Origin of the sequence: Nitrosomonas sp. Is35 (assembly GCF_033063295.1) — a bacterium.
Taxonomy (GTDB): domain Bacteria; phylum Pseudomonadota; class Gammaproteobacteria; order Burkholderiales; family Nitrosomonadaceae; genus Nitrosomonas.
The window spans coordinates 1,731,763-1,748,608 of record NZ_JAWJZH010000001.1 but is presented as its reverse complement, the minus strand read 5'-3'; the positions used below and the strand labels follow the sequence as shown (position 1 = coordinate 1,748,608).

The 16,846-nt window shown below is 48.5% G+C and carries 18 protein-coding genes; 14 read left to right on the top strand and 4 right to left on the bottom strand.

Annotated elements, in window-relative coordinates:
* The first annotated feature begins 1 nt into the window (after window position 1).
* A complete protein-coding gene (locus R2083_RS08135; RefSeq protein WP_317538122.1) occupies window positions 2-427 on the top strand; it encodes a hypothetical protein in 426 nt (141 codons plus the stop codon).
* Window positions 428-487: 60 nt separating this feature from the next.
* Here R2083_RS08135 and R2083_RS08130 read toward each other — a convergent pair whose 3' ends face one another.
* From R2083_RS08130 to R2083_RS08115, 4 genes are read right to left on the bottom strand one after another with little or no spacing between them, the layout of a single operon-like run.
* Window positions 488-859 (bottom strand): hypothetical protein, encoded by a 372-nt coding sequence (locus R2083_RS08130; RefSeq protein WP_317538121.1) that lies wholly within the window; start codon window positions 857-859, stop codon window positions 488-490.
* A 6-nt stretch (window positions 860-865) separates the two neighbouring features.
* Window positions 866-1,165 carry a hypothetical protein gene (locus tag R2083_RS08125; protein WP_317538120.1) on the bottom strand — a complete coding sequence of 100 codons (300 nt, stop codon included), beginning with the start codon at window positions 1,163-1,165 and terminating at the stop codon, window positions 866-868.
* Window positions 1,166-1,215: 50 nt separating this feature from the next.
* Window positions 1,216-2,913 carry a DUF4942 domain-containing protein gene (locus R2083_RS08120; protein WP_317538119.1) on the bottom strand — a complete coding sequence of 566 codons (1,698 nt, stop codon included), beginning with the start codon at window positions 2,911-2,913 and terminating at the stop codon, window positions 1,216-1,218.
* Window positions 2,914-2,923: 10 nt separating this feature from the next.
* Complete coding sequence (locus tag R2083_RS08115; RefSeq protein WP_317538118.1) at window positions 2,924-3,247, bottom strand: hypothetical protein; 324 nt, start codon at window positions 3,245-3,247, stop codon at window positions 2,924-2,926.
* Window positions 3,248-3,602: 355 nt separating this feature from the next.
* Here R2083_RS08115 and R2083_RS08110 point away from each other — a divergent pair, with 355 nt between their 5' ends.
* The 13 genes from R2083_RS08110 (at window position 3,603) to R2083_RS08050 (ending at window position 16,846) form a co-directional block, all read left to right on the top strand.
* Window positions 3,603-4,625, top strand: a complete 1,023-nt coding sequence (locus R2083_RS08110) for a hypothetical protein (RefSeq protein ID WP_317538117.1) — start codon at window positions 3,603-3,605, stop codon at window positions 4,623-4,625.
* Between the two features lie 50 nt (window positions 4,626-4,675).
* The gene (locus tag R2083_RS08105) at window positions 4,676-5,191 is read left to right on the top strand and encodes a hypothetical protein (protein ID WP_317538116.1); all 516 of its coding nucleotides are present in this window, start codon (window positions 4,676-4,678) and stop codon (window positions 5,189-5,191) included.
* Between the two features lie 2 nt (window positions 5,192-5,193).
* Window positions 5,194-5,802 (top strand): hypothetical protein, encoded by a 609-nt coding sequence (locus tag R2083_RS08100; protein ID WP_317538115.1) that lies wholly within the window; start codon window positions 5,194-5,196, stop codon window positions 5,800-5,802.
* Between the two features lie 23 nt (window positions 5,803-5,825).
* On the top strand, window positions 5,826-6,341 hold the full coding sequence (locus R2083_RS08095; protein WP_317538114.1) for a DnaT-like ssDNA-binding protein: 516 nt from the start codon (window positions 5,826-5,828) through the stop codon (window positions 6,339-6,341).
* Window positions 6,341-6,739, top strand: coding sequence for a hypothetical protein (locus tag R2083_RS08090; protein ID WP_317538113.1), 399 nt, complete (start codon window positions 6,341-6,343; stop codon window positions 6,737-6,739). The genes R2083_RS08095 and R2083_RS08090 overlap by 1 nt, the downstream gene beginning before the upstream one ends.
* Complete coding sequence (locus R2083_RS08085) at window positions 6,739-7,161, top strand: phage tail terminator-like protein (protein WP_317538112.1); 423 nt, start codon at window positions 6,739-6,741, stop codon at window positions 7,159-7,161. Before R2083_RS08090 ends, R2083_RS08085 begins: the two co-directional genes overlap by 1 nt.
* A 15-nt stretch (window positions 7,162-7,176) precedes the next feature.
* Window positions 7,177-8,718 (top strand): phage tail tube protein, encoded by a 1,542-nt coding sequence (locus R2083_RS08080; RefSeq protein ID WP_317538111.1) that lies wholly within the window; start codon window positions 7,177-7,179, stop codon window positions 8,716-8,718.
* Window positions 8,719-8,953: 235 nt separating this feature from the next.
* Entirely contained in the window at window positions 8,954-9,385 is a 432-nt protein-coding gene (locus R2083_RS08075; RefSeq protein ID WP_317538110.1) for a hypothetical protein, read from the top strand.
* Between the two features lie 62 nt (window positions 9,386-9,447).
* Window positions 9,448-9,720: a hypothetical protein gene (locus tag R2083_RS08070; protein ID WP_317538109.1), complete on the top strand. Its 273-nt coding sequence runs from the start codon at window positions 9,448-9,450 to the stop codon at window positions 9,718-9,720.
* A 2-nt stretch (window positions 9,721-9,722) separates the two neighbouring features.
* Window positions 9,723-10,163: a hypothetical protein gene (locus R2083_RS08065; RefSeq protein WP_317538108.1), complete on the top strand. Its 441-nt coding sequence runs from the start codon at window positions 9,723-9,725 to the stop codon at window positions 10,161-10,163.
* 9 nt (window positions 10,164-10,172) lie between these two features.
* Window positions 10,173-14,342: a hypothetical protein gene (locus R2083_RS08060; protein WP_317538107.1), complete on the top strand. Its 4,170-nt coding sequence runs from the start codon at window positions 10,173-10,175 to the stop codon at window positions 14,340-14,342.
* Window positions 14,343-15,797 carry a hypothetical protein gene (locus tag R2083_RS08055; RefSeq protein ID WP_317538106.1) on the top strand — a complete coding sequence of 485 codons (1,455 nt, stop codon included), beginning with the start codon at window positions 14,343-14,345 and terminating at the stop codon, window positions 15,795-15,797.
* 188 nt (window positions 15,798-15,985) lie between these two features.
* The gene (locus R2083_RS08050) at window positions 15,986-16,846 is read left to right on the top strand and encodes a hypothetical protein (protein WP_317538105.1); all 861 of its coding nucleotides are present in this window, start codon (window positions 15,986-15,988) and stop codon (window positions 16,844-16,846) included.

The window sequence follows — 16,846 nt, the reverse complement described above, 5'->3', positions numbered from 1 at the left end:
TATGACCACCATTGCTTATCGTGATGGAGTGGTGGCAACTGATACGCTATCGGTTGCCGATGGAGTGGTTGTCGATCATGCTTACGAAAAATGCATCGTTAAAGACGGGGTAATGTTTTTCATGACAGGTAGCACGTCAGATCACGATAAGCTGGTCGATGAATATTTTTCACCAACCGGTAGGGATACCGGTAATGCCTCGGCAATTGTTGCTGATAACGGAAAAATATTCATTATCGGCGGGGAGGATGGCGGCAAGGGGATATTCAAATGCCCAAACAAGCGGGAAAATTATATCTCGATAGGCAGCGGTGAAAGATTCGCCATTTCCGCCATGGATCACGGGAAAAGCGCTAAAGAAGCTGTCGAATATGCGATGAAACGTGATATTTACACCGGCGGGGAAGTTAATGTTTATCAGGTGTAGCGGTATCGCTTAGGAGGATGATCAATGGCGCTTCGTGCGCCATTTTTCATTTTTGCAACGTTATTTTGAACATTTGTCGCATAAATATTGATCGGGAATTGCTTTATTTGGATTATGTTCTCTGGAAAATTCAACAAGGTGCCCGCACTCAAGCTCTAATTCCATTAGAAACCCTAATGGGCCCACTCCTTTTCGGTGTCCAATAACTTTTTTAGTTTCACCTGTATCGGAAGCTCTTTTGCTGACATTGGAATTTAAAACAGAAATAATCCAATCGGTCAGCTTCATCCCTTTCGATTGCGCAGCCTTAACCCACATGGCCTTGTCCGAAGATTTGCACCGCGCATGGATGTGAGATTCGGCTTTCTGATCATCCGGCTTGGTGGCGTTGCTTGGTTTTCCGGTTAGGCCGTGTGGTTTTTTGTCATTCATTGTAAATTACACCCGGCAAATGATTCTGGCTGTACCAAAATCGATTATGTAATAATCATGGCATTGATCACCTGAGCGCACAGCCGCATCTCTTATGATTAGATGTGTGTCCTTTTGCTCATCTATTGTTCCCGGTTTATTGTAATCTTCCCGCGCATTCACAAAGTCATCTAATGTGTCAGATGTTACGGTAAAACGATGTGGCTCACCGTATTCTCCACTAATGTCCACATCACATCCTATTGCCGCAAAAGCTGCGGTTATTTGTTCATCGGTTAAATCAATTTTGTCAGTCAGTGTGTTCATTATTTTCTCCAGTTTAACCAGGCCCTTCCGGGGCCTGGCGTGATGTTTGTTTAAGCCGATTTCTCAGTTAATAACAGCACCACATTCACATCATTTTCCAGTGAATAGGCCGTATTGAAGAATTCAGAAACATGCTCAACCTTTTCACCCATCTCTTCCGCCGCATGCTGCGCGTTGTGGATCCATCCCTGTAGGCGCCCGATCTCGACATTCAAAGCCAGCATAAAAGCCTGGTTGAATTTGATGTGAAGATTCCCGTTCATGTAGGCGCGAACTTCCATCAGCTTGATGAGTTTACCGGCTTTGTTGGTGCAGTAGAATTCTTCCTTGCTGCCAGCGGTAAAATCGTGATTGAGTACCTCATCGTTTGAATCGAATCCTAGGTTTTTGGCGACAACCAGAATATCATCCAGAAAATTGGCAGCGCTTTCCGACAATCCTCCGCGAGATGAGTATCCACTAGAAACGCCACCTTGCCCGGTTACAACAATCCGATAATCCAGCTTGAAATGCGTGTGTTTATCGTCATCATAAAGATAGCGAAAGCTATTTTTTTTAAACACGCGCTCGTTCGATTTGTAATTGATCACGCACGCCGAATCAACCATCTTGTTGAACGTCTCAATCATCTGGTTATCCAGATATCCGTTCGCATTCTTGATAGCCCAAACAGTTATGGCGTAGGCATTGGACGCGGTGAAGTCGATACTCGTTTTCCGCGTAATGTTTTCAATGAACGCTTTTCTGCTTGCCGCGGTCAACCTGCTGGTCAATGGCGCGTAATTATCGAACAGCTCGTGCCAGTAGGCATTCTTGAGCCCTTTTATCCTTGATCGAATAGAACTGATGATGGATTTGATCGATATATCAAGTTCCTTGAAAAGCGCCTCATCCAACGAGCTCACCTTCTGGTAATTGCCGATTAATCCGTCAAGTTCCGCCCGGTACAGCGTGTCAAGCGCCTCGATTGTGCTTTTCCCTGCAACGAGTGAATTTTTAATGGTTTCCTTGCGTTCCTTCTCGGCTGACCGCGCCTTGTCGTATTCTGATACGTCTTGCTTGCTGACTGTCTCGGACAGACGGAAAAATTCTTTTACCCATAACGCAAATGGATCCACCATGTTGTCAATGCTACCTTTCCTCCTGTGCCAACTTCCTGTTCTATATTTGTCATCGCATAGCGATATAAAAACAAGGTCAACTTTTGCCCGTGCCGTGCGGTCTTCTGAATCCAGAAAATCGAATGACCCAATCACCTCATAGCTTGCCTTCCTCGCTTCGATTGCATTGATTATCTGCTTTTGATCTTTCCAGCGCTGCGGGATAACCAGGTAAATATAATTCGCATTGGCTTCACGGATAACTTTCACACTCCAATCCACGAACTCGCTGTATGGCGGGTTACTGAAAATGCAGTCAATGGATTTATCAAGTAACGATTGTTCCCAAAAATCAGTGCCCAGTATTCCTATGTCGATAGGTAGGCTATCCAACAAAGGCCGCGCTTTTTCGATTGCGAAGTATTCTGTATGGTAGTTGTCGCGGTCTTCCGGGTTCCTGTTATTCAGTTCTTTGAAGCGTTCCAACACCTTGCCGTTACCGGCTCCGATGTCGAGCAGGCTTTCCGGGCGGCGCTGGTTCGCGTGTCCGTGAAAGACTGAGATTATTTCATTGGTTGTGGGGTACCACTCAAAATCTTGACCGGTGGCGTTCAATTCTGCCAGTGCATGTGCTGTTGATGATCTCATTTTAATCCCCTTACAGTGAAGTTCTTAATCCGGTTTCGCGTTCAAAGAGCTCTCTCAACTGATCAAAATAAATGTCAGTGTGACTGCTGATTTCTTTCAAAGTAAGGCCATGCACTCTGCTGAATTTCACATCGTACAAATTAGATCCATTCAGCACTATTTCGATTAGATTGATTTTTACGCCGGGGAATTTTGGGATATTGAAGCGCATGCCACCTTCACCATCGCTGAGTGCAAGGAAGTTTTTTGCTCCCGTCATTGCCATGAATCTTCTCCCTCCGAGTTGCGTGAGGATTGTTGCTGCGACTTCTTTTGCTTGTTCATTTGTTAACATTTCTACTCTCCAGTTTAGGTTTCTGATTCCGTCAGACCGGTTTGTTGTTTTGTTGAATCTACAATCACAATCATACACTTATACATTTAATGTGTCAACACAAAAAGAAATAATTCAATCAATTAATCATAAGTAATGCTTATGATGAAACAGTGAAGTATAAATAAAACTTGATATATTAAATTTTCAGTATTAATATTTATAGCGAATCTCTAATTGGGTTCGATCGTGATGAGAAAATCCAGTTAGACGAAGGCTTTACGCATCATGGGATGCACAAACATTCCGTGAAGCAAGTCTCCGTGGTGAGCCTGCTTCGATTTATCGAATTGCTCGCCAATAGGAGACAAAAGCCATGGCCGTCACAAAACTAGCTGACCTAGTTATCCCAGTACAGTACCTCCCATATATCCAGCAAGAAACCGAAGTTAAATCACGCCTGGTACAGTCTGGCGTGTTGGTGCCTGATACAGCGTTGGATCAAGCGCTTGCCGGTGGCGGCAAAACATTCGAGTCACCATCTTTCAGAGATTTGCCGGATGATGCCGACAACATTTCTACCGACAATGACGGCACAACCGCAACTGCATCCAAGATAACCACCTCCGAAGAGGTTCAGGTCCGCTTGTCACGTAACGCGGTATGGTCTTCGATGGATTTGTCAGCCGACATTTCTGGCGCCGATCCATTGCAGAGCGTAATCACCAGAGCATCGGCTTACCGGGCGCGCAGATTGCAGGATGCATTCATTGCTACGATCAAGGGTGTGTTTGCTGATAACGCCGCGGCTCCTTCAGCTACTGAGCACGTTCAAAACGATATGACCGTTGATATCAGCGGCTCATCGTATATCGATGGCGTGACAAACTTCTCTGCCGAAGCCGTCATTGATGCCAAGCTCACCATGGGCGACAGCATGCAGGATTTGGGCTTGATCTGCGTTCACTCGGTCATTTATGGCCGCATGCAGAAAAACAACCTGATCGACATGATCCCGGATTCAGAGGGTGCTTATAACATCCCAACCTTCAACGGCATGATTGTAATCGTTGATGACTCGATGCCAGTTTCTACCGGCGTATACAACACCTGGTTATTTGGTCGCGGCGCTGTTCGTTTGGGTCAAGGCAATGCGCGCGTGCCGATGGAAACCTATCGTTTGCCGCTCGCAGGTAATGGTGGCGGTCAAGAAAGCCTGATTCACCGATGGGAATGGATTATTCACCCTGTCGGCTGCAAGTATGCCGGAACAGCGCCAACTGGCGGCCCAAGCAATGCTGCAACCAGTAACGATCTTGCGGCAGCCGGTTCTTGGCAACGCGTATTCCCTGAGCGCAAGCAAATCAAAATCGCACGATTAATCACGCGCGAAGCGTAAGAGCTTTGAGCGGCGCTTTTTAATTTCACATTTTGTAGCGAGGATTAATCATGACAAAAGGACGTAGACGCAGCGCTGAGCGGCCTGTCGGTAACAAGCGGCAGGCCATGATCCGGCAATTATTCAGGATTGTTAATAAAACAATCTCTGTTGTCGACGGTGCGCCAGGTTACGGGAGTGCTGAAGCTTTTCGGCTTCCTGAAGGCAATATCCTGATTCACGGTGCGGCTGGATACATAACTTTAACCACATCGGATGCCGACATCACGGCGACATTTGACGGTGATATCTCGATTGGTACCGGATCAACATCGGACGGAACATTATCCGGCTCGGAAGTGAATCTGGTGGCAAGCACATCCCTTGGGGCTGCAACGGCCAAAGTGTCGCCAAATGTACGCTTGGTGACAAGCACAAGCAACACCGGCGTAATTCATGACAACACTGCGGCCGACGTTGTTTTCTACTTTAACCTGCTTATTGATGACGCTGCTATTTCCGGCGCGGCTGATTTCACGGCCAATGGTTATGTTGAAGTTCTGTATACGGTACTGGGAGACGACTAATCATGCCACCAAAAACAACCGACAAAGACGCTCCAATCAGGATTGAAGAGCCTTTAGGCGTATCGGAAGCCGAAGCCAAGGCGAAGGCTGACGCAGAAGCAGCCGCTAAAGCGGCAGCAGAAACGGATGCTTCGGAAAGAGCCAAGGCAGAGGCGGCGGCTAAAGCTGCGGAACTTGCTGAACTAGAAGCCGCTGAAAAACTTAGAGCTGAAGCCGAAGAAGCGGCCAAAAAAGCGGAAGAAGAGCCGCTTGATATGTCCATCGACGCGCAAATTGCTCGCGCCCAGGATGATATGAATGAGGCCGTTGACGCTCAGAATCAAATCAATCGTCTGGTTGCTGAGAAAACCAAAGCTCTTGATGCGCTGATTATCGAAAAAAGCAAATCTGAGAATGGCGGCCCAATCTCTGACATTCAGTATTACTTGCAGCGTGAGGCGCGCAAGCGTGCTGAGAAGGTTGCTAGACGCAATCAGTTGCTTGGCGATGGTGCGAATGCGCTGGAATTGATTAAGCAGCTTGATACCCGCGCGCCAATTGATCAAAGACCGGCCGCGCGCAAGGTCCATCCGCGAGCAGTACAACCGGCAAAAACCACGGTTAATGTGTAATTAACGCACAGGGCGCGTGATAAATGGCCATTGTCGTAGAAGACGGTACCGGCAAAAGCAACGCTCAGTCATATTTGAGTCTTGCTGATGTCGATTCCTACTTCGCGGCAAGAGGCATTGCTGCATGGACCGGTGCAAATTCGGCGAAAGAGGCGGCTTTGATCGCCGCCACTGAGTACATTGATATTCGCTGGGGTGATTTGCTGAAAGGTTCGCTGGAATTTCCAGACACTCAAGCGCTTCTGTTCCCGCGCCTAAATATTTATGACAACGAGGACAGGGCATTAACCGGGATCCCGCAACGGCTTGAGCGCGCAACGGCAGAATACGCCTTGATATCGCTAAGTCAATCATTGATGCCAAACCCGACAATTGAAAGCAGCGGGAAGATTGTCACCGAAGAATCGGAAGAAACCGGGCCGATCAAAGAAACCAAAAAATACCAATCCGGATACCTGACAAAAAGACCGTATCCAAAAGCCGACGCGCTTATGGCGTGCTTCATTCTTGGTTCCGGAACAACGCGGGTGTACGTGTAATGGACTACGCCGCCAAACTTGCCAAGGTAAAAGAAAAAATCCGCGCCAAAGGTCGGCAGATAAGGCTATCAAGCATTGATCCTGATAGCGCTGATTTGAGCAAGCCGTGGCTACCCGTTACGAATCCGCGCGATCCGCTGAATACTGACAGCACCACAATCTATGCAGTCAACGTTCCCATGTCTTCGGCAAGCAGCCTTGGAATACGGGCCGAAGCGGTGGAGTTATACAAAGACACGCAGAGCGTATTTATCGCAGAGCCAGGTGAGGATACCCCGGAAGATTTTGACCAATACCAGCTTGTTACCGATGGCGGACAGGAATTCAAGATAACTTTCATCGAGAAGCTTAAACCAGCTGATTTGACGCTGCTTTACTACATTGGAGTGAACAGCTGATGCCTACGCAACAGCAAGCCACTGATACGGTGTACGGCGCATTTAATACGGCTTGGGCGGTTAACTCAACTTATCCGGTCGTTTGGCCAAACAAGAAGCCTGACACGGAGCCAATGAAACAAGGCAATCCATGGGCATTTGTCCGGATTGCACATAAAACCGGGCGGCAAGTTTCTCTGCCGGGCGTGGATGGAAAAAGAATTTGGGAGCGAAAAGGCCAGCTTGCTTGTGAAATCTACACACCAAGCGGCGAAGGCACAGAAGCAGCGTACACACTCGCCAGACTCGTTGAAATGGCTTTTCTTGGCAAGACCATCGACAGCGTGCGGTTCAGGGCAATCCAGATCAAGGAAGGCGGGATTCACGGAAATTGGTTCCTGGTAACGGTAACCGCAGAGTTTGAATACGACGAAATTGTTTAATGACGGAGGTGCTAAATGACAACGAATGTTAATAAGATCGACAGTAATATTACCGGGCTGCGGATTGCTGACGAAAGCTCGATTGGTGTGTTGCCGGGTACTCCGATCTGGAATCAATATGAGCCGAACGACTATTCTGAGCTGGGCGCGAAAATATCTACCCTGGTACGAAATCCGATCACGGATGGACGGCAACGCAAAAAAGGCGTTGTTGTCGATCTTGAAGCCGGTTTTGGATTCAGTTCTGACTTCACGCAAACCAGTCACCAGAACATCCTGCAGGGTGTTTTCTTCGCGGATTACCGAACCAAAGCGGAACGCACCGATATTCCATCGGTGACCGTTAATGCCGGTGATGACACGTATGAAATTGTAAGCACAACCGGATTTTATGCTGGTTCTCTGGTTTTCGGATCGGGATTCACTAATGCCGGAAACAGCGGACTGCATCGTGTTACTACAGTGACTCTCAATACCTCTATAGCTGTAGCTGAGACACTTACCGCTGAAGCATCTCCACCAACTGATAGCAAGCTTGTGGTAGTTGGTTTTCAATTCACATCGGCGGACGCCACCATTGATGCATCCGGCACATTACCAAAGCTTGTGACATCAACAAAGGATTTGACGCAGCTTGGCCTGTCTGTTGGCGAATGGGTGTATTTCGGCGGCGATGTCGCTGGCAATAACTTTGCAACTGCGGCAAATAACGGCTGGAAGCGTGTCCGTTCGATCGCAACAAATGCAATTGAGTTCGACAAATCAGCGTCTGCCATGGTTACCGATAACGGTTCCGGCAAGACAATTCGCGTCTGGTTCGGACGCAAACTGCAAAACGAAACCGGATCGAATATTGTCCGCAAAACGTACCAGCCAGAAGTAAGCCTGGGTGCGCCAGATACCGGCAGTCCTTCACAAATTCAAGGCATGTACGTTATCGGAGCAATCCCGAACCAATTCAGCCTTGATATTGGCACCGCCACGAAGATCACTTCAAGCATGTCTTTCATGGCCACCGATGCGCAAACGGTTGACGGTCCCACTGGCTTGAAATCCGGCACCAGACCAACGCTTGTGTCCGCTGATGCGTACAACACAAGCTCCGACATGAAGCGCATGAAAATGTCGCTCGTGTCTTCAAGCGACGAAGCGCCATCATCAATGTTCGCTTACCTGACCGACCTCAAGCTCGAAATCAATAACAACCTCAAGCAATCGAAGGCTGTGGGTGTTTTGGGGTCGTTCGATATTTCCGCCGGCACGTTCGCGGTGAGCGGAAGCATGACCGCCTATTTCACCGATGTTTCGGCAATCGCCGCGATCCGGAATAACTCAGACGTGACCATCGATGTGGTGATTGTTAAAAATAATGCCGGTGTCGTGATCGATCTTCCGTTGATATCGCTCGGTGGCGGCAATCCGGATATCAAGCTGGATGAGGCCGTGAAATTGCCTGTGTCGATGGACGCAGCAACAGCGGCGAGTATCTCAACCAGCATGGATTACACGGCGGCAATCATGTTCTTTGATTACTTGCCGGACGTGGCTGAGGTTTAAAAAACGACTATTTTAAACAACTTTGGAGCGATTATTTTTGACGGGTTGATAAATGATATGAGCAAAAAATTAAACGGTCTTAAATGGCGCAATTAAATTATTGAATTTAAAAGAGAATTTGACAAAACGAGCAGAAATAAGCAGCGATAACGAGGTAATATTGTAAGTTATTGTTTTTATTTGAAAATAAAACAAATACTGGACGTTAATTTTATAGAAAACGGAGAAACAAAAAATGGGAATGTATCAACAGTTTAGCACCGACAAAAACCTTGAGAAATCCGGAATCGTTATTGATTACGGTCAGTTCCGGGTGACCGTGGCACGCGCCGGTAGCGCAAACCATAAATTTGTGCGCACTCACGAAATCCTGACAAAGCCTGTTCGCCGCTTGATCGAACAAGAAATTCTTCCGGTGGAGAAAGAGCGCGAAATCAGCCGCCAGCTCTACGCGAAAGCCGTGGTGCTGAACTGGGAAGTCAAGGATGACAAGGAAAAATGGAAGCAGGGCATTGAAGCGCCTGATGGCTCCATTCTGCCATACACCGAAGAAAACGTGATTAATACGTTTGCCGCGTTGCCTGATCTGTTTGCTGATATCCAAATCCAGTCAAACAAAATGCAGTTGTTCCGGACGGCAGATAAAGAAGCAGACGCAAAAAACTAACGGATGTCCTGCTTTATCAGTTAAAGCAGGGCAAAACCGAGAAAACAATCATTAGGCAGTGCGTGCAGGATGGCGCCGAATTACCAAAAGCCATAAAGAACGCCCCGGTTTTATTGCCAGGATTGCAAATTTATATTGAGGCATTCGACCGCCTCAGTACGTGCAGGCAAATAGGCTTCGGCGGGGTAGGGCAGATTTCCTGGTTCCAAATTCAGGAATATTGCGACAGAACCGGCATAACCGATGAGGAGCAACGCGAAGATATGGAATACCACATCAATGCATTGGATGCTGCCTATATCGACTGGTATTCATCCAAAAATAAAGGGAAATAGAAATGCCCGGCGGATTGGATGATTTAGCAAAACGTCTTCGCGCTCACGGTGAGGTAATTTCCGTGAATCTGAACAAGAAAACGCGAGGCGTTGCGCTGGCCATCGATACCTTGATCGTTAAAGCAATGCCGGTCGATACCGGGCGCGCACGATCATCCGTGGTTGTCACAGTGGGTGAGGCATCCTTTTCAGAAACGACGCAAGCCTATGTCCCCGGAACAAAGGGAAGCACAGCCGGTGCCAACATGCAGGCGGCAATCGATCAAGCCGAATCCGCTTTGAGGGATAGACAGCTTGGTGAAGAAATTCATATCAACATCAACATACCGTACATCGATGATCTGAATAGAGGGCATTCGCCACAAGCGAGCCCTGGATTTATTCAGCAAGCAATAGCTGACGGCGTTTCAACCGAATCAGGCGTTTCCGTACTCGAGAAATAAAGCGCGCGAATGGGCGATATCACCGAAAAAGTTGACATAGTAATCAATGAGAGCGGCGGCAGAACCGTCAAACGCTCTCTTGATGACATTGCTGATAGCGCTCAACGCGGGGTGCAGCCTGTTAACAATCTTAATGCCTCTCTCGGGAGCGGTGCGCGTGCTGCTGATGTTTTCTTTGGTTCATTGAAAGCCATCGGTGGAATTCTCGCAACATTAAAGCTTACATCTTTAATCAACGAAGCAGCTACGCTATCGCAGCGCTACAACGAGCTCGGGATTGTGCTTGATGTTGTCGGGCGTAATGCCGGTCTGTTGAAATCCGAAGTTGATGCCACAACCGAAGCGGTCAGGAAGCAGGGTATTTCCATGATTGAATCACGCCAGATTGTGACGCGGATGATTCAATCGCAAATCGATTTATCCAAAGCCACAGAACTGGCGCGGCTGGCGCAAGATGCCGCAGTTATCGGTCAAATCAATTCTTCCGAAGCGCTGGATCGCCTTGTCTTTGGCATCACATCCGCGCAAGTGGAAGTGCTGCGCGGCATCGGTATTAATGTCAGCTTCGAGCAATCCTATGCAAAATTAGCCAAGGAAATGGGGGTTACTCAGAATGCCCTCACAGAACAGCAAAAACTCCAAGCGCGTCTGAATGTGGTACTGGGTGAAGCGTCAAAAATTTCCGGCGTGTATGAGGGCGCGATGGCCAATGCCGGGAAGCAAATGCGCTCAACAGAGCGGCTTGTTGAGGATTTGAAGGTAAAAATCGGCGGACTGTTCGATCAAACTTCAATATTTGCAGTAACCGCATACACAAATGCACTCAAAGAAGCTGATTCCAGCGTTGAAAACTTCACTCAAACTGGACAATTGAAAGCATGGGGCGATTCGGTTGCTCGCATTGCAGCATTTGCCGCTGATTCTGTCCGGTCTGTTGGTATCGTATTTGATATTACCGGTAAAGCCATCGGCGCCATGGCTGCGCAAGCGGTGGCGGTATCGAAATTCGATTTCGGCACGGCCATACGAATCCAGGGAGATTTCAACAAAGACTTTGACTCGGCCGTGGCCAGCATGTCAAAAATGCGCGACCTGGTTGAATCTCAAATCACCGAACGTGATCTGCTCACCAAGGCGACAGAGAGAGAAACCATGTCTCTAAAATCAAACAGCGTTGAGCTCGGTAAAAACACCGAGGGAGCAAAGAAAGACATCGACGCTCGCAACCGGTTCATTCAGGCATTGCAAACCGAAGTTGATTCTATCGTGCTGAACGAATTCGCAATCAAGCGAATGGAAGCTGCAAAGCTTGGTGCAATCAAAGCCGCGTCGCCGTTAATCGATGCCCTGGAAGCGGAAAACAAAAGATTAAACCTGCAAAGCATTCAGGTTAATCAAATCACTTCCGACCTGAATAAATATAAGCAGGTAACTGAAAGTGTTAAAACCGAACAAGAGAAGTTTGCCGATACTGTCGAAGAGCTCAACCGGTTGAGGAATTTAACCAACGGTGCGGCCATTAGCCAAGAAACCTATAACCGCGCGCTCAAAAAAGCTCAGGAAGAATTTAAAAAAACCGGCGCAACCGGAAAATCAACATTGAGCGATTTGGATCAGTACACGATCCAGGCCGCGCGCAATATCCAGACATCATTTGCCAATTTCTTGTTTGATCCCTTCGATGACGGACTAAAGGGCATGCTGAACGCATTTATTAATACCATCCGCCGCATGGTTGCAGAGATCGCGTCTGCGAAAATCCTTGAGGCATTAGGGGTAAGCAGCCTGCTAGGATCTGGCGGAAGCGTCTCAGGAACTGGGTCTGGAGGCACCGTAGGAATCCTCTCGAGCCTTGCCAGCATGTTCAGCGGCGTAAGAACCGCCGGTGTTAATACATCAACATCCGCCGGTGTTTTTGGCGGCGGTAGCAGTGCTGGCACTGCATTTATCGGCGGCCCTGGAACAGCTATAGGTGGCACTACAAGCGGCAGATCGGGGTTCGGGATGAACACCAGCAGCTTGATGTCTTTGGGTGCTGCTGCCGGACCGTATGGCATGGCTGCGGCTGCGGCATTCATGGTGTTGAGCGCGCTAGAGAAAAAAGTAGGTGATTACAAGCTGAGCGGCGGCGCTAAGTTCGCCCTTGGTGCTTACGAAACTTTTTCGCCGATGGCTTACGCCGTCAAGGGGCTTGGGCTGCAAACTCCAGAGGCATTGATTGGTAAGTTTCTGTTCGGGCGAGGCCCGTACAAATTCCGGCAGCAATCGATACAGGGAGACATTGCAAGCACGGGACTTGACGGCACGATAACAGATGTTTACCGCTCGAAAGGCGCCGTATTCACAGGCAACCGGCATAAATCGTTTGAAAGCGATATCCCCAGTGAAATCATCCGCGATATCGATAAGACGATCAAAAACATTTACAAGTCTACGCACCAATTCGCCCTTAATTTGGGCATGGATGCGAATCTAGTAGACACTTTTACCAAAGAAATTCAGATTAAGTCTGAAAAAGGTAAGACTCTCACGACTGAAGCGGTCGGCGAAATGCTGTCAGGTCTGAATGATGAGATCGTTGCAAGATTAATGCCGAATATCGATGACTTTAAACTGACAGGCGAAACAGCGGGGCAAACATTCACGCGCCTAAATTCTGAATTTGAGGCGCTGAATTCTGCTGCTATTGATTTAGGCGCATCGGTTGGATATGCGAAGCAGCTTGTCAGCGGAATGAGCATTGAAGCGCGGATGGCTTTTATTGACTTGGCTGGAGGAGCAGAAAACCTCAAACAATTAACAAGTTATTTTGCTGAAAACTATTTAACACCTACGGAAAGAATCGCTCCGATGATAGAGCAGTTAACTGCCGCAGCTAAAGATTTAGGCTTTGCATACACCACCGATGTTACTAAAGAACAAGTCAAGGCTCTGATACAGTCTGATCACATAACCGCAGAAACGCGGCTTGGGCTTCTTGGGTTACTGAGAACATTTGACAACGTGCGCGACACTTTGGATGCGATGAGTTTCGCAACAGGCGGAGCAGCTGATGCGATAGGTAACCTATCTAGTGTAATTGCTGGATTTGGCAACGATCTTAATGCAGCATACCAATCCCAAAAATCAGCAATTGAATCGAATATTTCCAGGTTCAAAGATTTAGCCGGGCAGTTGCGCTCTTCCCGTGAAAGTTTGGCGCTCGGGGCATTATCTCCACTCACGCCAGGGCAAAGGCTGGATGAAGCGCGCAACCAATTTAATCAAACAAGACTGGCTGCTGCATCGGGCGACCAAAACGCATTAGCAAAACTTCCATCAATTGCACAGTCATTCCTTGAGGCCAGTCAAGTATACAACGCATCAGGCGCGGCTTATCTGTCAGATTTCGGCATGGTCAATGACGTGCTTAAAAATGCGGAAGCTTCTGCGCTGTCGCAGATAGATATCGCCACGAATCAATTGACCGCTCTTGATGAGAGCGTGAAAAATCTGATTGAGATTAAAGACACCACAAAAACTGTTGCCGACTTGATCCGTGATTTGAACATTGCCGTGTTAACCAGCAAAGGCAATCCAGGCATATCCACAAGCGATATTCAAGGTTATTTGGCGGCGCATCCCGGCATGAGTCCGCAGGAAGTGGCAAACGTAGCCACATCGCGCGGCGTTTCGCTTGATCAATTAGCGGCGGCCGGTTACGACACCAGCAACATAATCCGGCTTGCCAATGCCGCAAATGTGACTGATCAGCAAATCAAATCGTTCGTTGATGCAAATATCAGCAATCCGATGGCGATCTACAACGCTGCAATACAGAACGGCATTTCTTCTACCAGACTATCTTCTGCAAGCGGTTTGGCGCTGGCTGATATTCAAGATTTCGTCCGCAAAAATAACCTGCCATCGTTTGCCAAAGGCACGGATTTCATTTCCCGCAGCGGCTTGGCAATGGTTCACCGGGCGGAAGCAATTGTTCCATCGTCAACCACTGAAGAAATCAAAAAATTGCGCGAAGAGTTGGCGAAACTACGCGAAGAACAAAACCGGCAAACAGGCGACATGATTAAGGTGACTGACATCACCAATCGTCAAAACGCGCAGGCAATAGCCAAAGCCTTGGCTGATGCTGAAAGAACCAGACAATGGAGCGACCGCAGCAAAGCGGCGCTGGCATAGATGGCAGTCGATTTCACAGCCTGGTTAACTGATCCTACCGCGATACGCTGCGTTATTGTTGAGGCCGTGGCGAATGTTTCGGGATCAGACACAACGCGCTACCTGTCGACTAAAAATTATGCGGATACCGTGGCCGGGAGAATTTACGATCCGATAGTCAATGCTGAATCGGTGCAATTGATCGAGCGCATGAGTCTGGATTCATCTCCGTCCATGAGCTTCGGCGATATCGAAATTTACAACGTAGACGGATCGCTGGATAGCTGGCTTACTGATATTTGGGTAAACAAGTCAATCACCGTGCTGGTTGGTGATGTTCGGTGGCTGCGCGCAGATTTCACAACGATTTTCAGCGGCACGATTGACGATATAGATAGTCGCGCGCGCGATACGCTCAATATTAAAGTGCGTGACAAATTGCAGCGGCTCAATACACCGCTGACCGAAACCACGCTGGGCGGCACGTCAGTAAACAAGAATGAATTGATTCCGCTGTGTTTTGGTGAGTGTTTCAACGTTTCGCCGCTGCTGACTAACCCGGCAACGCTTGAATATAAAGTACACGGCGCGGCCATAGAATCAATCATTGAGGTGCGCGATAACGGCGTTCCTGTCAGCAAGACGGTTACCGCTGCGCAAGGAAAATTTACGTTATCAGCGCAACCGTTCGGGCAAGTCACCGCCAGCGTACAGGGTGACAAGCCATCTGCCTGGGACAAAACAGTATCCAAGCTGGTGCAGCGCATTGTAACCGGCTATGGCGGCGTGAATAAGTTGGTGTCAGGCGATCTGGATACCGTGCAGCTTGCCGCATTCGATACGGCTAATACTCAGCCGATCGGGATTTACATCAGTGATCGGGAAAACACATTAAGCGTGTGCAACCGGATTGCCGCCAGCGTTGGCGCGCAATTGGTTATGTCGCGCCTGGGCAAATTGCAATTGCTCAAGATCGAACTTCCAGCCAGCGGATCGGCGTTTTCAATCGACACAAACGATATCATCGAAAACAGCCTTAGCATATCGCAAAAGATACCGGTCAAGGCCGCATTCAAGGTCAATTATGACCAAAACTGGACAGTTCAGGAAGGATTGCAGACCGGGATACCAGAGGAACACAAAGACATGTACGCGCTGGAATGGCTCTCTGTCACGGCGCAGGATTCTACGGTTAAAACAAATTACTCTCTTGATGCCGAACCGATTCCAGTGGATACGCTGCTGCTGACTGAATCGGACGCAACCGCAGAGGCAACGCGCTTGCTGAATCTGTACAAAACACCGCGTTTCGTTGTGACATTCACCGGCACGGCGCGGCTTGTTGAATTAACGCTTGGTCAGCGCGTTACGTTGACTTATCCGCGATTCGGTCTTGATTCCGCCAAAGAGGGGCAGGTTATCGGGCTATCAATCGATTGGAGCAATCTCACTGTTAAATGTGAGGTGATCGTTTAATGGCCGCCGTAGTCAATAAGCGCGACATTGATCTGCAAGCTGCCAGCTCACGGACGGCAACGGTTAACCTTGGATCCACGGTAAATGTAAATGGTACGGTCGCAGGAACCGCCGCGGCAACAGTGGTAAGCAATGCATCAACCGGCGCAAGCCATGCAGGATCAACAGGCAACCCGCACAGTGCGGATTTGGATGATATCGCAAATGGCATTACCTATTTCCGCACAAATGCAAATCAAGTGACCGGTGCTGGACGGGCATACAACGCACTAGATTCAAGCAACGAATACGTTAAATCACTGACATCGACAAAATTAACCGTTGTCGGATCGAACCCAACAAATGGGTGGGTAGGGGACGCTAACGGAATCCGCATGTACCAGGGAGGAACGCTGAAAGTGAATATCCCAGTTTCCGGTTCTCCCGATTTTACTGGAGATATCAGCGGTGGATCAAACATCAACATCACCGGGACTGGCAAATTCAACGGATTGACATTAAGCAGTGGGAACAATTATGCCGGGGTTTTTAATGAGTCGCAAAATGCGCCGTATGGTCTTATAGGCTGGGCAGGGACTAATGGTATTGGTGTTTCTGGGGCGGCTGCAGGCGCTGGTGTTAGTTCCTTTGGAGTATCCGGAACAAATTCCAGCGGGGTTGGCGTAATAGGATCGGCAACCAACGGCACAGGAGTGAGGGCATCCGCTTCTTTGGGTACCGCTCTTGATGTTGTTGGCAAGATGAAAATCAGCAGCACAGCCCTTGTATCAAACCTAAACGCGGATCAAGTCGACGGATTCCACGCCTCATCATTTGCCAAATTATCCGGCGGAAACACTTTTTCCGGCGATCAAACTTTTCCAAACAATATAACAGTGACTGGTCTTGTGCGTGGCGGAGATTTTAGAACAGACCAGGCGGCTGTGACTGGTACAGCGACAGCAACATTTCCCGGAAATAACAAGCCTGGATCGACAACCACGGTTAAATTCGTGCCTTTTACTGTGAACGGAGTATTTGGGCACATGGCCTGGTGGCCGAATGTTTAA